The following is a 16,812-nucleotide window of genomic DNA, read 5'->3' on the forward strand; positions in this document are numbered from 1 at the left end:
ATTCTCCCTTCTTATTTTTATTCTAGTTTAGCATGATTTAAGGGGTTTGGCTATTTCAAATTGACTTCTTTTTCGAACTGTTATATCGTTATTATAATAAGAAAGAAGGTGTTGCACGGTGTTGCTTCAAATTCATTTAGAAAGTGAAGAACCGATTTACATGCAGATTTGCAACCAAATTATTGAAGGAATTGCAAAAGGTGGATATTCTCCAGGTGAAAAACTTCCTTCCGTGCGCAAACTTGCGGCTGATATTGGCATTAATTTTCATACTGTTAACAAGGCCTATCAACGGCTTGAACGAGAAGGGTTTATTGAAATTCATCGTAAACAAGGAGTATCGATTCCTTCACAAGGTGTTGAAATAGCAGATGTAACTCGTTTACAAACCCTAAACCAAAAATTGCGTCCGATTGTCGCTGAGGCGATCGCTCGTTCTGTTTCCGAACAAACTTTTAGGCAGACATGTCATGAGCTTTACGAAGAATTCCAAGCAAGCGAGCGGGAGAATGAAGCCCAATGAATTTTGTTACCTTCAGCTTTAATTTGGGGTTACTAGCCATTATTTTAAGTGCTGTGCCTTTTGTGACAAGAAGGTCAGAATGTTTTGGTGTCAATGTAGGAACCAAATTAAGTTATTCCAATCAATTACTTAGATGGAAGCGACAATATCTACTTTTGATGGGCTCATTTGCCGCCGTTTTCTTTTTATTTGCATGGATAATTCCTTGGTTTTTAGGTATATTAATTTTTTATCTCGTTTTTAGTTTTGGCCTTTACTTAATTTATCATTTTCGAACGAAATCTTGGAAAAAGAAGCAAATAGCAAATGGAAACTTGAAGGAGCAAGCTACCGTTATTGTAGAAGCTTCTGGTGACAAAGAGGAAAGTATTCTCCCCAGTTGGTATTATTTCGTTCTCTTTTTCCTTTTTTTGCTAACTCTTTTTTTAACGTTTATGCTTTATAAACAGGCACCTGCTAAATTCCCTGCTTACTGGAAGCTAAATGGTGTATTTGAAATTGAAAAGGACAAAACGCCTGTTAGTGCATCAATCTGGCCAGCTTCCCAGTTCTTTACAATTCTTACTTTTCTTGGGATCCACCTGACGATTCGGAAAAGCAAACGAATCATTGACTTAGATGATCCTGATATTTCGCTAGAACGTATGAAACGTGCGAATGCCTTATATAGCAGGTTTATGTTTGGGATAAGTCTTTTAATGGTCTCCTTTTTTGGCTTTTTGCAATGCTCCTTTTTGCTAAATTGGAGTTGGACCACAGTTCGAGTAGGGTCTATTTTACTTTGGCTCTTTCTTTTGATCGCGTTTTTTTGGCTGACTTTTTTTGTGGGGCAGGGCGGAAGTAGGCTCAAAGTGATGGGGATTCGACGAGAACGAAAAATGGTGCAAAAAGATGATCACTACTGGAAACTAGGGATATTTTACTTTAACCGTTTAGATCCGGCTTTATTTATTGAAAAAAGATTTGGGATTGGGTGGACCGTCAATTTAGCAAGACCAATTATCTGGCTAATATTGCTTATTGTGTTAGTTATAGCTGGAATCAAACAATTTTTCTTTTCATGAGGATTTTGTTTGTGAAAAAGGATACGAACAAGTAAAATACAAGTAGAATCAACAAAAGGAAGGGAACAAAATGAAGATTATCGGAATTCTTGGAACACAAAACCGAAAAGGACTAACCGCCCAGTTACTAGATGAGGTTTTACGAGGAGCAGAACGAGCTGGCGCTGAAACTAGTCTCATCGTTCTTGAAGAGAGTTTTGATCCAACTAGGCAAGATGAAGTCAGGAAGCTCGGAAAAGAGTTAAAACAAGCGGATTGTATGATTTTTGCGACGCCTACTTATTTTGGCAATGTAAGTGGCAGTATGAAACAATTTTTTGATCATTTACGTGATTATTTCGTGCACCTTACAAGTAAAGGAGAAAATATTCCTCACCTATTCAAAGGGAAGAGCTACGTATCGATTACATCCTGTTATAAAAGTGCTTTTGAGAATATGCTTGCGGGAATCACGGATGCAACTTTTAATCAAATTGATACGGTGATGTCGCAAGCCGGTATGCACCGGGCTTCCGAACTTGTTTTGACTGGGACCTTTCAAATGGACGAACTTCCCCAGAAAAAGCGGGAAGAAGCGAAAGCTTTAGGGGAAAAACTTGTAGAACGAGTAGAAAGAGGAGGATTTACATTGAAACGCTATTTACAACTATTTGGAATGCTCGCCATTTCAACACTCATCGTCATGGGCATCCAAAAAGCCCTTCAAGTCGTTCATTTTATTCCAGCTGATGGCTTTTGGGTTAATTATTTGGTATTTGTGATCATCTTTTTCCTATTTCTTTCGGGAATGCTACGATTAGTCACGATTCATAACCATAAACGACGATAAAATTCGAATTTATATTGTGAATAGATGCTCGTTATGCTATAATGAAAGCGCATTTTTGTGATGAAGTTAACAATTAGGAAGAAGGGAAAGGAATGTCTTATTATACGCCTCAAGAAGTCACAGACGTAACGATTGAAAAGGGTATTCAAAAAGCAAATTCAAATGCACTTGCGCTCACCGTGTTAGGTTTTTTGGGCGGTGCATTCATTTCGCTTGGCTATTTGCTTTATATTCGCGTAATTGGAACTGCACCGCATGAGTGGGGAAGTTTTGCGACATTTATCGGCGCTTCTGTATTTCCAGTAGGGTTGATTTGTATCTTACTCGGTGGTGGGGAACTGATTACCGGGAATATGATGGCTGTTTCGCTTGCTTGGTTCGATCGAAAAATAACATTTGTGAAACTGCTACGTAACTTTGTGATTGTTACGGTCATGAATCTAGTCGGTGCGTTATTTGTTGCTTACTTTTTTGGCCATTTTGTTGGCTTAACTGAAGGGGACTTTTTAGCGAAAACTGTTGCCACAGCGGGTGCGAAAATCAAAGACTCATTTTGGGTGGCTTTCGTTTCTGGCATTGGCTGTAACTGGTTTGTTGGGTTAGCTGTCTGGCTTTCATATGCGGCTAAAGATTTTGCTGGAAAAATTTGGGGGATTTGGTTCCCGGTCATGGCTTTCGTTGCGATTGGCTTTCAACACGTTGTCGCCAACATGTTTATCATTCCAGCTGCGATTTTTGCAGGAAGCTATAGTTGGATGGACTTTTGGATGAACGTGATTCCAGTTTATCTTGGAAACACAGTTGGTGGCGCCATTTTTGTTAGTTTGTTTTACTTCTTAGCTTATAAACGAACAACGCAAGCAGTTAAAGTAAAAGAAAAGGAAGTGCAAGAACCAGTAACTTCTGGCGAATAAAAGGAAAAAGATGAACGAGGAAATGCTTAGTTCATCTTTTTTTATAAAGGAGGAAGTCAAAATGGATATTCATGAAATAGATTGGGAAGTCAATCAGGAGCGGCTAATTGAGTTGCTTGAGGCAGATGCTGCCAGTTTAGAAGCGACTATTTTGCCGTATCAGAAGTCCATTTTTTCTTTTGCTGCCTATGAAAGCGGGGAATATGTGGGCGGAATTACTGGCGAAATTTTATGGAATACCATGCATGTTTCGCTTCTGGCAGTTGACCCAACTCAAAAAGGGAAAGGCATAGGCACAACATTATTAAAACAGGTGGAAGAATATGCCAAACAAAATCAGTGTACGCAAATTCACCTGGAAACAATGAGCTATCAGGCGCCTCGTTTTTACGAAAAAAATGGGTTTAAAGTTTTTGGGGAATTAGCTAACTTCATGCAACATGGAGTAACGCGCTTTTATTTGGTGAAATATTTATTATGATTAAAAAATAGGATTCGTGGAAAAGAGAAGTGTCAAAACTTTTTAGGAGTGATAACTTTGAATACCGAACTACCCAAAGTAAAAATGCAGCTTTTCATTGACGGGAACTGGCAGGATGGATCACTACAAAAAACAAAAAAAGTAGAAAATCCTGCAACAGGTGAAAGCGTTGCACAGGTTGCACAAGCAGAAACAGAAGATACTACGCGAGCTATTGAAGCGGCACAAACTGCTTTTCCTCGTTGGCGTGAGTTGGAACTACAAAGTCGTGTCGAACTGTTACACCGTGTAGCTCATTTATTGGAAGAAAAGGCAGATAAATTAGCTAAAATTATGACCATTGAACAAGGAAAACCGCTTGCAGAAGCCAAATCGGAAATTTTGACAGGAGCAGAAAATTTTCGTTTTAATGCGGAAGAGGCACGGCGAATTTACGGCGAAACGATTCCGGCACCCAATAAACATGTCTATATTGTAAAAAAAGAACCTATTGGAGTTGTGGCAGCCATTACGCCATGGAATTTTCCAATGGGGATGGCGACTCGAAAACTCGCACCAGCCCTTGCTGCAGGGAATACAGTGATTTTGAAACCTTCCAGTGAAACACCACTTTCGGCGTTAGCGCTCTTTGAAATTTTTGAAGAAGCTGGTTTTCCAAGAGGCGTTGTGAATTTATTGCTGGGAAATTCTTCTGAAATTGGGAAAGCACTAACAGCGAGCGATATAGTACGTAAATTGACGTTTACTGGATCAACAGCAGTCGGTCAGAAACTATACCAAGAATCGGGAGAAACCTTGAAGAAAATTTCGCTGGAGCTCGGCGGGCATGCGCCCTTCATCGTATTTTCCGATGCTAATCTTGAAAGCGCAGCAGATGGACTTGTTGCTGCAAAATTTCGGAATAATGGTCAAGTTTGTGTTTCGCCCAATCGAATTTTTGTAGCCAAAGAAATTGAACAAGAATTTACAAAACTTGTACTTGAACGTGTGCGAAATTTGCAGGTTGGGAATGGTCTTCGGGAAGGTGTGAATGTGGGGCCGTTAATTCGAGAAGATGCTATTCACAAAATTAATCGCCAGCTAAAAGATGCGGCTGAGAAGGGTGCAGATATTCTGATTGGTGGAGAACGGCTTCTTGACGGCGAAGGTAATGAAAAAGGGAACTTCTATGCACCAACAGTTCTAACAGGCGTTACAGAGCAAATGCGGATTTTTCATGAAGAAACATTTGGTCCGGTTATTCCAATCATCTCCTTTGTTTCGGATGACGAGGTAGTAAAATTAGCAAATGATAGCGAATTTGGATTAGCTTCTTATTTTTATACAGAAAGTCTAGAACGAGTAGAGGAAATTAGTAATGCACTGGAATATGGCATGGTTGGTGTGAATGATATTGCAATTTCCCATCCTGAAACACCTTTTGGTGGTGTAAAGCATTCGGGATTTGGAAGAGAAAATGGACATTTTGGAATAGAAGAATATTTGAATGTGAAATTTGTGGCGCTAAAATACCGGACATAAAAATAAGTCTCGTGAACTCCAGATATTTACTTTCGTCTTTTTCTTTGTTATAATGAACGCAGGAAAAAAGAATCGATTGTAGCACATAAAAAATCCCGAGTCGGGCTAAAGATCTCGGGATTTTTTATGTGGCTAGAACTTGTCGTCTACTTCCGTTTGTTATTCCCCCTTGTTTCTAGCCAGTACCTGAAAAGCGATAAGCAAATGCCAACAAGGAGAGGGGCAATAACACTGGAAAAAAGAAGAATCAATCGCAGCACCTCCCATCTGCAGAGTTTTGCAAAAGGGATAGACGACTTCTTTAGTATAACATGTTTGAAGAGTTGGTGCGTCAACGTTTTTCGGTGGTTTTAGATGCTTAAAATCTCGTTTTTTTCCCAGTAATCGTCTGAACTCAAGTGAAAATGCTTTTCTTAGAGAAGTGCTAAAAAAAAGATTCGATTGTTTGAAACTTGCCAAAAAGAATGTGTTTTTGTTATACTGTTGCTAATAAATGAAAGAGGTGTTTTTTTAGGCCAATGAAATTCTAATCCTGTTTGATAAAGAAAAAATGAATGCAAGTGTGCAAAACCATTTTTTTCGGACAGGATCAGTATGTTTATTTTGCTTGATAACACCTAGCAGAATTAACGCTTTTTTGTGTACTCCTATCCGAAAATGGATAAGGAGGTTTTTTTATGTTTAGTATTGAAATTCATGATTTAACAATGGAAATCGGAGCGCGAAACTTATTTAACATCCCGGAATTACGTGTTAAGCCAAATGCACGAATTGGGATTATCGGTCAAAATGGAACGGGAAAAACGACTTTACTTGAAGTTCTTTCAGGAAAGCGCGAAGCAACAACTGGAAGTGTTATCCGAAGCGGAACGGTCGGTGTCATTGAGCAAATCCCAGCCGAAGCAGAAAAATTAAGTGGAGGCGAGAAAACGCGCAAGGAAGTTCAGCGCGCGCTGCAGGAACGGCCTGCTATTCTTTTTGCTGATGAACCAACTTCTAATTTAGATGTCGCAAGCACGCAACATGTTATTCGCGACTTTAAACGGTTTTCTGGCACGTTACTCATTATTTCGCATGATCGTGATTTTTTGGATGCGATTGTTGATGAGATTTGGGAGTTAGAACGTGAGACGATCACTGTTTACAAAGGGAATTATTCGGATTATGCAGCGCAAAAAAAGAAGCAACGCGAACAGGAGCAAAAAGCCTACGATGACAATGTTGCAGAGAAGCGGAAGCTTCAATCAGCGATGAATCACCGGAAGCAAATTGCGGCGAGTATGGAAACCAGTCAGGCAAAATTGTTTAAAAAAGGAATGAGCAGAAAAGAAATTGCTTATGGGAACATGTATAAAGGCACTCAACAGAAAAGCCAACATAAAACGATTAAAGCGACGCAAAAAAGGCTTGAGCGTTTGCCGGATGTGGAGAAGCCATTCTTGTTTAAGCCTGTTAAAATTACGCTCCCTGAGTCACGCAAATTAAAACTCGGAACCACTCTCGTACAAGTTCAAAAAGGAGAAATCAGCGTTCCTGAAAAGAAATTGTTTGAAATCGAGCCGTTTTCAGTGAAGATCGGAGATAAAATGGCTTTAATCGGGCAAAATGCTTCGGGGAAAACGACTTTTCTAAAGTGGCTATTAAAAAACGAGGCGCCGATCCGGATTTTAGGCAGCACAAGGATCGCCTATTTCGATCAGGAGTTAAAGGGATTAAATGTGGATGAAACGATGCTTGAAAATGTGAACCGAGTGAATGCTCATGACATGCAAATGGCGATGGATGTCCTTGGGAGTTTACATTTTGAGCAAAGCGATTTGAAAAAGTGCGTTTCTGTTTTATCTGGTGGCGAGCGAGTGAAGCTTTATCTGGCCATGATTCTGCTCAGTGATGCCAACTTTTTAGTTCTGGATGAGCCAACTAATTATTTGGATATCGCAGCTTTAGAAGCGCTCGAAGGGCTAATTTCATCTTTTGATGGTGCAGTGCTATTCGTTTCCCATGATACGGCTTTTGTACGAAATATTGCGCTTGAAGTGCTTCAAATTGAAAATGGGAAAATGAAGCTTGAACGAAAATCAATGCAGCAAGTGGCGCAGGAAAAGGAATCTGCGGAACAAGTTGTGGAAGAGGATAGTTTACTCATTGAGCTTAGGCTTTCTGAGATTGCTTCTAAGCTTGCGGATCCGAAGCTTAGTCAAGCGGAGAAGGCTAGTCTTGATGAAGCGTATCTTGAAAACAGTCGCAAGCTTCGGAAGTTAAAAGAAAATTAACGGTAGAATCATCAAATGGTTAAGGCTGAATTTAGCGGGTTGTAGCGAAATTTGGCTTCGTAAAAAAGCGTCATCTTGCGAGATGGCGCTTTTTTAGATGGAGATGAAACTTGATTTCTTGCAGGAAGAGAGATAGAATAAACGGAGATTTGGAAGGAAAGAAGGTTCTTTTTTTGTTCAATCATTTACCGGACTCTTTTTTGCAAATGAATACGATTTTTATCTCGATTTTGATTGAAGCACTTCCTTTTGTACTGATTGGTGTGTTTATTGCGAGCTTCATTCAAATGTATGTTTCTGAGAAATTTATTGCACGTGTGATTCCGAAAAATCGATTTTGGGCGGTTGTTGTCGGTTCTTTTATCGGTGTGCTTTTCCCGTCGTGTGAATGCGGGATCGTGCCGATTGTGCGTAATTTACTGAAAAAGGGTGTGCCGCTTCATGCAGGAATTGCCTTCATGTTAACGGCACCTATTATAAATCCAGTTGTTTTATTTTCAACTTACGTGGCTTTTGGAAGCAATTGGGAAATTCCGATTTTGCGAGTAGTTGGTAGTTTAGTCGTCGCACTTGTCGTGGGAAATTTGATTGCTTTTTTCTATAAAGGAGAAGGCTTGAAGGAAAAATTGCTCGCGCCTGCTACCGGGGAAGGAAAAGTTGACACACAAGGCGGGCTTGCTTTACAGGCTTCTCAAAGTACGGCTTCTATTCAACAAGGCGTACCTGAAAAAGTGCGTTTCGAACAAGCTAGATACGCTTCAAGTGGGCTTGGAAGTGCAGAAACGTTACCGGTCCATGAGCACTCGCACCACCATGAGCATCATGATGCTCATCACAGCGAACATAGTCATGCTGAGCTTTCGTTTATGGATAAAATTTGGCATACGGCTAAACACGCTGTAGACGAATTTTTTTCGGTAGGAAAGTACTTAGTTTTTGGGGCACTGATCGCTTCTGCTATGCAAACGTATATTAAAACCTCTACTTTGATGTCAATTGGTCATGGCCCGATTTTATCGATTTTACTCATGATGGTTCTAGCCTTTATTCTCTCGCTTTGCTCAGAAGCGGATGCGTTTATCGGTGCTTCGTTCCGTAGCTTATTTTCGACACAGTCGATTGTGGCCTTTCTCGTATTTGGTCCAATGCTTGATATTAAAAATCTGATGATGATGCTTGCTTCTTTTAAAGCTAAGTTTGTATTCTTTATCGTTATCAGCGTTACCGTTGTTGTCTTTCTTTATTCGATTCTTATTTAGACGGGAGGGAAAATCATGCTACGCGCTTTTATTTTATTTGGATTCGGTTTTTACTTAATGTATCTCCATATATCTGGAGAAATTAGCAAATATATTAATATGAAATATTCTTATTTGTCTTTTTCAGCGATGATAGCTGCTTTTCTTTTAGCTCTTATTCAGCTCATCATCGTTTTCCGAGATGAAGATAAGGTAGAAGAGCACGATCATTTTGGACACTCACATAGTGGGGAAAATACGATTTTGAAGAAAATTTTTGTTTATGGTTTACTGACTTACCCACTTATCGCGGGCTTCATGTTTCCGATTGCAACTCTTGATTCGACAATTGTGAGTGCAAAAGGCTTTCATTTTCCTAAAAACAATGCGGCCGGGGACGATCCTTATGCGCAAAATCAATTTTTACGTCCTGATACAAGCGGCTATTTTGGAAAATCGGATTATGAAAAGATGATGGAGCGAGAGAAAAAAGGATTGCTAAAACAAAATCCTATTATAGTGGATGATAGCAACTATTTGATGACCATGGAAATTTTATATAATTATCCAGGTGAATTTACAGGACGCGAGATGAGTTTTACTGGTTTTGTGTATAATGATCCCGTTTTAAAAGATGCCCATTTGTTTTTATTTAGATTTGGGATTATCCACTGTGTGGCAGATTCTGGTGTATTCGGGATGCTCGTCGATATGCCTGAGAAAACAAATTATAAAAATGACACTTGGCTTTCCGTATCAGGCACAATCACAGAAGAATACTATGCGCCGTTTAAGATGAAAATCCCGTCACTCGAAGTTTCCAAGTATCAACAAATTGATAAGCCAAAAGATGTTTATGTCTACCGAAAATATTAAGTTCGTTCTTGCAGATTGAGGCGGCTTAAGGTATGCTTATTCAGTAAACGAATTCATACGCTACCTAAAAGGAAAAAGGACGGCTTAAGATCATGAACCAATATAAGCAGTATTATCACTTTCCACGCGAAAATTGGCGGGAACTTGAAATTAGCAAAGACCAAATATTGACGCAAGAAGAACTCGAACGAATTCGCGGTTTGAACGACCGGATTTCGCTTTCTGATATTGCTGAGATTTATTTGCCACTCGTGAAATTAATTGCGATTCAATATCATGAGGCTATTTTTATCCATGGTGAAAAAATGGAATATCTGAAGAAAAAAGAAGATCGGCCACCCTTTATCATCGCTCTTGCTGGAAGTGTTGCGGTGGGGAAAAGTACGACTGCACGTGTTTTAAAATTGATGCTTGATCGCTGGTTTTCAAAGACGCGTGAAGTAGAGCTCGTCACAACAGATGGCTTCTTATATCCTAATGTGGAGCTTGAGAGGCGAGGCATCATGAATAAAAAGGGCTTTCCAGAAAGTTACGATAAGAAAAAATTTATGGATTTTCTGATTGATTTGAAAAACAATAAAAAGAACGTTGAGGTACCACTTTATTCGCATCTTACTTATGATGTGCTCAAAGAAACGCGCAAGCTAGCGAATCCAGATATTGTTATCGTTGAAGGAATCAATGTGTTACAAGCGGATTCCGATCAAATCTTTTTCCCAAGTGATTTTTTTGACTTCTCGATTTATCTAGATGCTGCGGAAGAAGATATTAAACGTTGGTATTTAGAACGCTTCTTTATGCTTCGCGAAACGGCTTTTCAAGATGAAAGTTCTTATTTCCACAAATATAGTGCTTATAGCGATCAAAAAGCAGATGCCTATGCGCGCGAAGTTTGGGATACGATCAATGGTCCCAACTTAAAAGAAAATATTGAGCATACAAAATATCGAGCTGACTTGCTCCTCCATAAGGGCAGCAATCATCTAATCAGCGATGTTTACTTGCGGCGTTAAACCATTTCGATTTTGAAATGGTTTTTGCTTTACAAAAGATCGGCATTCTTTTAAGATGATAGTGAGTACTCACTCATTTTTACTTAAAGGAGTGAAAAAAATGGAAGCTATAATTGAAGCAAGTGAATTAAATGTAGGTTTTAAGCACAAGCAAGTCCTGTTTGATTTATCGCTAACTGTGAAGCGCGGTGAAATTTATGGTTTGATTGGTCCATCAGGAGCTGGGAAAACTACTCTTGTAAAAACGCTTATTGGTATGGAAAAAGCGCAAAGTGGAAGTGTTCAAGTGTTAGCGCATTCCATGCCTAGTCTCGCTGTGATGGAAGACATCGGTTATATGGCACAATCCGATGCTCTTTACGTGGACCTCACGGCTAGAGAGAATCTCGACTTTTTTGCTTCGCTTTATCGGCTAAAAGGGAAAAAGAAAGAAAAACGAATCGAATATGCGGCAAGTCTTGTTAATCTCACGGCTGAACTTGGAAAAAAAGTAGCGGCTTTTTCTGGTGGAATGAAACGAAGATTGTCACTTGCTATTGCCGTATTGCCAGATCCTGAAGTATTGATTTTGGACGAGCCGACGGTTGGAATCGATCCAGAATTGCGCCTTTCCATCTGGGAAGAATTACAAACGCTCAAAAAAAGCGGCAAGGCGATCCTTGTCACGACACATGTGATGGATGAAGCAGAAAAATGTGATCGACTAGCAATGATTCGGGATGGACGCGTGATTGCAGCGGGAACTCCAGATGAATTGAAACAAGAAACAGGCAGTCAAAACTTGGAGGCGGTATTTCTTAAATTTGGGAGGAAGACGGAATGAGAGTTTTAGCGATTGTAAAGCGAATTGTGAACCAGTTTAAACGAGACAAACGAACGCTTGCGCTGATGATGCTCGCGCCGCTCCTTTTGATCACGCTCCTTAATTATATGTTTAACGGAAGTAGCGTTGACCCCAAAATTGGCGTAAGTGGTCTGAGTGAAAGTATGATTACGGCGCTAGAAGATAAAGATCTAGATGTTAAAAAATATCAATCTGCAGAAAAGCCCACGAAAAAGATCAAACATGATGATCTGGATGCTTTTTTAGATTTAGAGGGCCAAAAGCTTGCGATCACCTATGAAAATAGCGACCCCTCCGTTACGACACAAATTAATGCGAAGCTACAGGGAGCATTTATGGCCGAACAATCAGCAGAAATGAAGCAAGCCGCTCAGTTACTAAAGCAAACGATGAAACAACTGGAAAAAAGTGGGGCAGGAGTGGAAGTATCAAAAGCCGCGAATTTAACTGGCGAAGCTCCGCACATGGAAATGAAAGCGAGCTACGTGATCGGTGATAAAAATACAAGCTATTTCGATACAATCGGCCCGATTTTCATTGGCTTTTTCGTCTTTTTCTTTGTCTTTTTGATTGCAGGGATTTCTTTCTTGCGTGAGCGGACCACAGGAACGCTTGAACGGCTACTCACAACTCCCATTCGGCGTTTTGAAATTGAGCTAGGCTACATGATTGGTTTTGGGATTTTTGCGCTGATCCAGTCTGTCCTTGTCGCCTTATATTCCATCCATATTTTAGGAATGATGCAAAATGGGTCAATCTGGTATGTTCTTTTGATTACACTCACACTTGCGATGGTTTCTCTTGCGCTTGGAATGCTGCTATCTACATTTGCGAATAATGAGTTTCAAATCATTCAATTTATCCCGATCGTCATTGTCCCTCAAGTTTTATTTTGTGGTATTTTTCCACTTGAAGGGATGGCGGACTGGTTGCAGTGGCTAGCCCATATCATGCCTATGTATTACGGAGCAGAGGCACTTAAAGATATTATGATTCGCGGGGAAGGCTTCACTGGGTTTGCTAGCAACTTTTATATCTTGCTTGGCTTTGCAGCCGTATTTTTGATTTTAAATATCTTCGCACTGAAAAAATATCGTAAAATTTGATTGAGGAGCGAAAATAAGTGGAAAATAAACAACCGGATTTATTAAAACAAATTCTCAATGTGACGGAGAAAGACCAGCATATGAGTGAGAAACAAAAGAAAATTTTACAAGCCGCAACCGAGCTTTTCGCAGAGAAAGGTTTTTCCGCAACTAGTACGAATGAAATTGCTAAGCGAGCGGGCGTTGCAGAAGGTACTATTTTCAGGCACTATAAAACAAAAAAAGAGTTGCTTATGGCGATTACGATGCCAACACTCGTTGACGGGGTTATCCCATTTTTAGCAAAAGAATTTACAGAAGAGGTTTTTGAAAAGGAATATCCAGATTTTCGAGCGTTTATTGAACAATTGATTCGAAATCGCTTTGAATTTGCCCGCGAAAATGGGAAATTACTTAAGATTTATTTTATGGAGCTGATGTATCATAATGAGCTTCGCGCGCAGTTTTCCGAGGTTTTTATGACGCATGTAAAGGATAAATTTGAGCATGTGATTGACTATTATAAAAGAAAGGGGGAGTTGAAAGACTTCCCGAATAGCACGATTATGCGAGCTTTAATTACGAATATTGTGGGTTTCATGATTACTCGTTTTGTAGTGATGCCAGATGCTAGATGGGAAGATGAGCAAGAAATTGAATTTACGATCGATTATATTTTGAATGGAATTTTAAAATGAAAAAAGGTGAGAAAAACAATCGTTTTTCTCACCTTTTTTAACTTTTTCTAGAATTAGCGACGATATGAATATCAACACCATCTGTTTGCCTCATGATGGCATTAACAATGGAACCTTTGGCAAGTTCTTCAACACGTGACTTAACGGACTGACCTAAAATGATTTGTGTAATGTGTTTTTGATTAGCTACATCCGTAATAACTTGCGAAATCTTGCGTTCTTGAATCGGTTCCACTAAAAAGTGGGCATGGAACTTCTCAGCAAGTTCTTGCCATTCTTTATATTCTTTTTGTGTCTGTTCTGGTAGCTCCGATAGGTCTTTATCAATTGCAGTTAAAATAAAAAGTTCACTTCGCAATCGATCGGCAATTCGAAAGCCACGACGAATCAGTTTTTCTGCATTCGCGTCATTTTTAATACAAACGAGAATTTTTTCGTTCATCATCGCTGCTCGTAAGCGCGCTGCTTTTTTATCGGCTTTATCATCCACATCATCTGCTACTTCACGAAGGGCAATTTCGCGGAGCGCTGATAAATTTTTTGTTGTAAAGAAGTTTTCAAGGGATTGTTCAATCTTATCTTTTTGGTAGATTTTCCCTTCTTTTAACCGTTTTTGTAAGGTTTCAGCCGTGACATCAATCAAAATCACTTCGTCAGCCGCATCAAGAATACTATCAGGAACCCGTTCGCGAACCGAAACACCTGTAAGTTCTCTAACTACACCACGAAGACTCTCTAAATGTTGGATATTGACAGCTGTGATTACGTTTATACGGTGTTCAAGAATTTTTTGGACATCTTGATAGCGCTTTTCGTTGAATGAGCCCGGCATGTTTGAATGTGCCAGCTCATCGATGATAACTACTTCTGGATTACGTTCGATAATCGCATCAACATCTAAATCATTATAGATTTTTTCGTTGTACGTGACTTCACGAAGTGGAAGCTGTTCAAGACCTGGAATAAGCGCTGCTGTTTCTTCACGACCATGTGTTTCCACTAGTCCAATGACAACATCAATATTTTCCTTTTGCAGTTCATGGGCTTCTGTTAACATGCGGTAAGTTTTGCCTACACCTGGAGCTGAGCCAATATAAATTTTCAGCTTTCCTCGCTTTAATTTTTCAATTTGTTTCAGCAACTCTTCCGGACTTTTTCTATGAAAGGAAATATTATGGTTGCTCATCTCATACACCTCCAGAAATAATCGGATCGAAGATGTTAAAAACTTGATTGAAGTTTCATCTTTTCACACTTCATTCATTGTAGCACAATCTCAATTTAGAAAGAAGGGGGGAAGAATAAAAAAGAAGAGCAGCAAATTGCCACTCTTCTTTAGACTTTTTCTGGAATTATTGTGCGTAGTAACCCCCATCAACAGGTAGCTCGATCCCAGTAACGAAATTGGCTTCGTCGCTTGCGAGATAAAGGACGCCGTAAGCAATATCAATTGACTTTCCAAGTCGTGGGAGAGGAGTAAGTGATTGGAACCAATCGTGTGTTTGTTCGTTTTCAAAGAGTTCTTTCGTCATTGGAGTTTCAATATATCCTGGGTGAACCGAGTTACAACGGATGTTTTTCTTTGAGAAGTCAACTGCAACGGCTTTCGTAAGTAAACGAACAGCACCTTTAGAAGCTGTATAAGCACTTGCTCCCGAGCCTCCTGTTAGTCCAGCGATTGACGAGATATTTACAATAGAACCGCCACCTGATTTTTCCATGTGTGGAATAACGTGGCGCATGCCAAGAAATGTCCCTTTTAAATTAACATCAATGACTTGATCCCACTTTTCAAGACTCGTTTCTACAATATTAAGATCAGTGCTAATTCCGGCGTTATTAACGAGAATATCAACCTTCCCAAATTTCTCGATAGCCAGATCCACTACTTTTTTCCAATCTTCATCTTTTGCAACATTGTGCACCATTACTTCAGATTTAGGACTGATAGCTTTGATTTCTTCCCCAGTTTTTTCAAGTAAATCTTTTTGCATATCTGTAGCTACAACGATGGCTCCTTCTTTTGCAAATAAAAGGGCTTCTTCTTTTCCTTGTCCGCCTGCTGCACCAGTAATAATCGCAACTTTGTCTTGTAATCTCATCTTGAATTTCCTCCTTCTAAAATTCAGTGTAGCGCTTACATTTTTATTATAAACCACAAAAAAGAGCAGTTCCATTAAACTGCTCAAATTTGAGTAAACTTGATTAAGTAGTCAACTTTTTCTTCAACCAATTTTTTCCTTCAACAAAGCGAGCGACGAGCATAGCACATACGGTATTTCCTGTTGAATTGAGTAAAGTAGCGGGTACATCAATAATTGTACTGATGATCATGATGGTAGCAACAAGCTCAGCAGGGAAGCCAAATACCGCACAAATTAAGAGTTCTCCTGTCATTCCTCCACTTGGAATAGCACCCATGACAGCACCGACAAGGAAAGCAACGCCAAGCATGGTAAGAATGCTTCCAATACTAGACATATCTTTTCCAAATAACGTAAACAAAAAGGCAATTTTGAGCATTCCACCGATAACGGAACCGTCTTTATGGGTATTGGCACCAAGCGGAATAACCGTTTCAGCAATGTCGTCTGGAACACCCATTTTTTTAGTAGCAACGAGGTTCACAGGAATACAAGCAGCACTTGATGAAGTAGCGATGGCTGTGATGGCAGGTGTAAGCACATTTTTCCAGAAAGTGCGGATACCTGTTTTCCCACCTGCGATAAAAGCGTAAAGTGTATTTAAACCGAAGAAACTTACGACAGTTAGCGCAAGATAGAGCAGGAAGGCATTTAGATAGCCACTAATGATTTGTGGTCCAAGTTCACCAACTGTCACTGCAAAGTAACAGCCGAGTCCGATCGGAGCTGCGTACATAATCACTTGGACGATTTTTAAAACGACTTCTGTTGCTGAATGAAGTAGATCGGCTACAGGGCGTCCTTTTTCGCCAGACATAGTGGTTGCAAGGCCGAACAAAATAGAAAAGATAATGAGTGGCAGTAAGTTTGATTTCGTAAATAAATCTAGGAAATCAGGAACCGTGAAGGTGTCAACAATCACTTGACCAATTCCTTTGCCGCTTTCAGCATCGACCTTTGGCAAATTTGCAAGCAGGGAAGAGGTATCGACATTATGTAAAGGATTAAATAGTTTAACGCCGATCAGCGCGACAATACCGGCAATCATTGCCGTTGAGAAAAATACGATAAAAATCGTACCAATAATTTTTCCAAGCCGCGCCATTTGACGCATATTTGCAATAGCAGAAGAAACACTCAAAAACACAAGTGGGACAATGACGACAAACATTAAGTTTAGAAAAATGTCTCCGATTGGCTTTACAACTGTCGTTGCTTCACCGAAAATAGCACCAGCGATCCCTCCAAGAATGATCCCCGATAGTAGACAGATCGTAAAAGCATAATTTCGTAAAATTTTCATGTTAAC

General features: G+C 39.7%; 18 protein-coding genes. 13 read left to right on the forward strand and 5 right to left on the reverse strand.

The annotated features are described in order from the left end of the window. Window positions 1-118: 118 nt before the first annotated feature. From UR08_RS01280 to UR08_RS01305, 6 genes are all read left to right on the forward strand, one after another. Entirely contained in the window at window positions 119-523 is a 405-nt protein-coding gene (locus UR08_RS01280) for a GntR family transcriptional regulator (RefSeq protein WP_115751864.1), read from the forward strand. Further along, the gene (locus tag UR08_RS01285) at window positions 520-1,587 is read left to right on the forward strand and encodes a DUF5808 domain-containing protein (protein ID WP_115751865.1); all 1,068 of its coding nucleotides are present in this window, start codon (window positions 520-522) and stop codon (window positions 1,585-1,587) included. Before UR08_RS01280 ends, UR08_RS01285 begins: the two co-directional genes overlap by 4 nt. Before the next feature lie 70 nt (window positions 1,588-1,657). Then, window positions 1,658-2,416, forward strand: coding sequence for a flavodoxin family protein (locus tag UR08_RS01290; protein WP_115751866.1), 759 nt, complete (start codon window positions 1,658-1,660; stop codon window positions 2,414-2,416). Window positions 2,417-2,508: 92 nt separating this feature from the next. Further along, on the forward strand, window positions 2,509-3,330 hold the full coding sequence (locus UR08_RS01295) for a formate/nitrite transporter family protein (protein ID WP_115751867.1): 822 nt from the start codon (window positions 2,509-2,511) through the stop codon (window positions 3,328-3,330). 61 nt (window positions 3,331-3,391) lie between these two features. Beyond that, the gene (locus UR08_RS01300; protein WP_165849930.1) at window positions 3,392-3,811 is read left to right on the forward strand and encodes a GNAT family N-acetyltransferase; all 420 of its coding nucleotides are present in this window, start codon (window positions 3,392-3,394) and stop codon (window positions 3,809-3,811) included. A gap of 84 nt (window positions 3,812-3,895) precedes the next feature. Next, entirely contained in the window at window positions 3,896-5,332 is a 1,437-nt protein-coding gene (locus UR08_RS01305; protein WP_115752676.1) for an NAD-dependent succinate-semialdehyde dehydrogenase, read from the forward strand. A 146-nt stretch (window positions 5,333-5,478) separates the two neighbouring features. Here the strand turns inward: UR08_RS01305 and UR08_RS13155 are convergent, their stop codons facing one another. Next, window positions 5,479-5,592: a type I toxin-antitoxin system Fst family toxin gene (locus UR08_RS13155; protein ID WP_276309255.1), complete on the reverse strand. Its 114-nt coding sequence runs from the start codon at window positions 5,590-5,592 to the stop codon at window positions 5,479-5,481. 417 nt (window positions 5,593-6,009) lie between these two features. On the opposite strand from UR08_RS13155, the gene abc-f reads away from it, so the two are divergent. Next, complete coding sequence (gene abc-f / locus UR08_RS01315) at window positions 6,010-7,605, forward strand: ribosomal protection-like ABC-F family protein (RefSeq protein WP_115751869.1); 1,596 nt, start codon at window positions 6,010-6,012, stop codon at window positions 7,603-7,605. 11 nt (window positions 7,606-7,616) lie between these two features. Here the strand turns inward: abc-f and UR08_RS12980 are convergent, their stop codons facing one another. Then, entirely contained in the window at window positions 7,617-7,790 is a 174-nt protein-coding gene (locus tag UR08_RS12980; RefSeq protein ID WP_165849931.1) for a hypothetical protein, read from the reverse strand. Here UR08_RS12980 and UR08_RS01320 point away from each other — a divergent pair. From UR08_RS01320 to UR08_RS01345, 6 genes are all read left to right on the forward strand, one after another. After that, entirely contained in the window at window positions 7,779-8,864 is a 1,086-nt protein-coding gene (locus tag UR08_RS01320) for a permease (RefSeq protein ID WP_115751870.1), read from the forward strand. The two genes, UR08_RS12980 and UR08_RS01320, sit on opposite strands and share 12 nt — an antisense overlap. 15 nt (window positions 8,865-8,879) lie before the next feature. Beyond that, the gene (locus UR08_RS01325; RefSeq protein ID WP_115751871.1) at window positions 8,880-9,719 is read left to right on the forward strand and encodes a TIGR03943 family putative permease subunit; all 840 of its coding nucleotides are present in this window, start codon (window positions 8,880-8,882) and stop codon (window positions 9,717-9,719) included. A 92-nt stretch (window positions 9,720-9,811) separates the two neighbouring features. Then, the gene (coaA, locus tag UR08_RS01330; protein ID WP_115751872.1) at window positions 9,812-10,732 is read left to right on the forward strand and encodes a type I pantothenate kinase; all 921 of its coding nucleotides are present in this window, start codon (window positions 9,812-9,814) and stop codon (window positions 10,730-10,732) included. 100 nt (window positions 10,733-10,832) lie between these two features. Beyond that, entirely contained in the window at window positions 10,833-11,555 is a 723-nt protein-coding gene (locus UR08_RS01335; RefSeq protein ID WP_115751873.1) for an ABC transporter ATP-binding protein, read from the forward strand. After that, window positions 11,552-12,682: an ABC transporter permease gene (locus tag UR08_RS01340; RefSeq protein WP_115751874.1), complete on the forward strand. Its 1,131-nt coding sequence runs from the start codon at window positions 11,552-11,554 to the stop codon at window positions 12,680-12,682. Before UR08_RS01335 ends, UR08_RS01340 begins: the two co-directional genes overlap by 4 nt. An 80-nt stretch (window positions 12,683-12,762) precedes the next feature. Beyond that, window positions 12,763-13,359, forward strand: coding sequence for a TetR/AcrR family transcriptional regulator (locus UR08_RS01345; protein ID WP_115752678.1), 597 nt, complete (start codon window positions 12,763-12,765; stop codon window positions 13,357-13,359). Window positions 13,360-13,396: 37 nt separating this feature from the next. Here the strand turns inward: UR08_RS01345 and kdpDN are convergent, their stop codons facing one another. From kdpDN to UR08_RS01360, 3 genes are all read right to left on the reverse strand, one after another. Next, the gene (gene kdpDN / locus UR08_RS01350) at window positions 13,397-14,545 is read right to left on the reverse strand and encodes a KdpD-like non-kinase potassium sensor (RefSeq protein WP_115751875.1); all 1,149 of its coding nucleotides are present in this window, start codon (window positions 14,543-14,545) and stop codon (window positions 13,397-13,399) included. A gap of 166 nt (window positions 14,546-14,711) precedes the next feature. After that, window positions 14,712-15,461, reverse strand: a complete 750-nt coding sequence (locus tag UR08_RS01355) for an SDR family NAD(P)-dependent oxidoreductase (RefSeq protein WP_115751876.1) — start codon at window positions 15,459-15,461, stop codon at window positions 14,712-14,714. Window positions 15,462-15,564: 103 nt separating this feature from the next. Further along, entirely contained in the window at window positions 15,565-16,806 is a 1,242-nt protein-coding gene (locus UR08_RS01360; protein ID WP_115751877.1) for a dicarboxylate/amino acid:cation symporter, read from the reverse strand. Between the last annotated feature and the right edge of the window lie 6 nt (window positions 16,807-16,812).

The sequence above is a fragment of the Listeria kieliensis genome (assembly GCF_003369925.1).
Taxonomy (GTDB): domain Bacteria; phylum Bacillota; class Bacilli; order Lactobacillales; family Listeriaceae; genus Listeria; species Listeria kieliensis_A.

Coding starts and splice junctions, on each gene's coding strand:
- UR08_RS01285 (WP_115751865.1), top strand. CDS start 520: ATGAATTTTGTTACCTTCAGCTTTAATTTGGGGTTACTAGCCATTATT.
- UR08_RS01290 (WP_115751866.1), top strand. CDS start 1,658: ATGAAGATTATCGGAATTCTTGGAACACAAAACCGAAAAGGACTAACC.
- UR08_RS01295 (WP_115751867.1), top strand. CDS start 2,509: ATGTCTTATTATACGCCTCAAGAAGTCACAGACGTAACGATTGAAAAG.
- UR08_RS01300 (WP_165849930.1), top strand. CDS start 3,392: ATGGATATTCATGAAATAGATTGGGAAGTCAATCAGGAGCGGCTAATT.
- UR08_RS01305 (WP_115752676.1), top strand. CDS start 3,896: ATGCAGCTTTTCATTGACGGGAACTGGCAGGATGGATCACTACAAAAA.
- abc-f (WP_115751869.1), top strand. CDS start 6,010: ATGTTTAGTATTGAAATTCATGATTTAACAATGGAAATCGGAGCGCGA.
- UR08_RS12980 (WP_165849931.1), bottom strand. CDS start 7,790: ATGATTGAACAAAAAAAGAACCTTCTTTCCTTCCAAATCTCCGTTTAT.
- UR08_RS01325 (WP_115751871.1), top strand. CDS start 8,880: ATGCTACGCGCTTTTATTTTATTTGGATTCGGTTTTTACTTAATGTAT.
- coaA (WP_115751872.1), top strand. CDS start 9,812: ATGAACCAATATAAGCAGTATTATCACTTTCCACGCGAAAATTGGCGG.
- UR08_RS01335 (WP_115751873.1), top strand. CDS start 10,833: ATGGAAGCTATAATTGAAGCAAGTGAATTAAATGTAGGTTTTAAGCAC.
- UR08_RS01340 (WP_115751874.1), top strand. CDS start 11,552: ATGAGAGTTTTAGCGATTGTAAAGCGAATTGTGAACCAGTTTAAACGA.
- UR08_RS01345 (WP_115752678.1), top strand. CDS start 12,763: ATGAGTGAGAAACAAAAGAAAATTTTACAAGCCGCAACCGAGCTTTTC.
- kdpDN (WP_115751875.1), bottom strand. CDS start 14,545: ATGAGCAACCATAATATTTCCTTTCATAGAAAAAGTCCGGAAGAGTTG.
- UR08_RS01355 (WP_115751876.1), bottom strand. CDS start 15,461: ATGAGATTACAAGACAAAGTTGCGATTATTACTGGTGCAGCAGGCGGA.
- UR08_RS01360 (WP_115751877.1), bottom strand. CDS start 16,806: ATGAAAATTTTACGAAATTATGCTTTTACGATCTGTCTACTATCGGGG.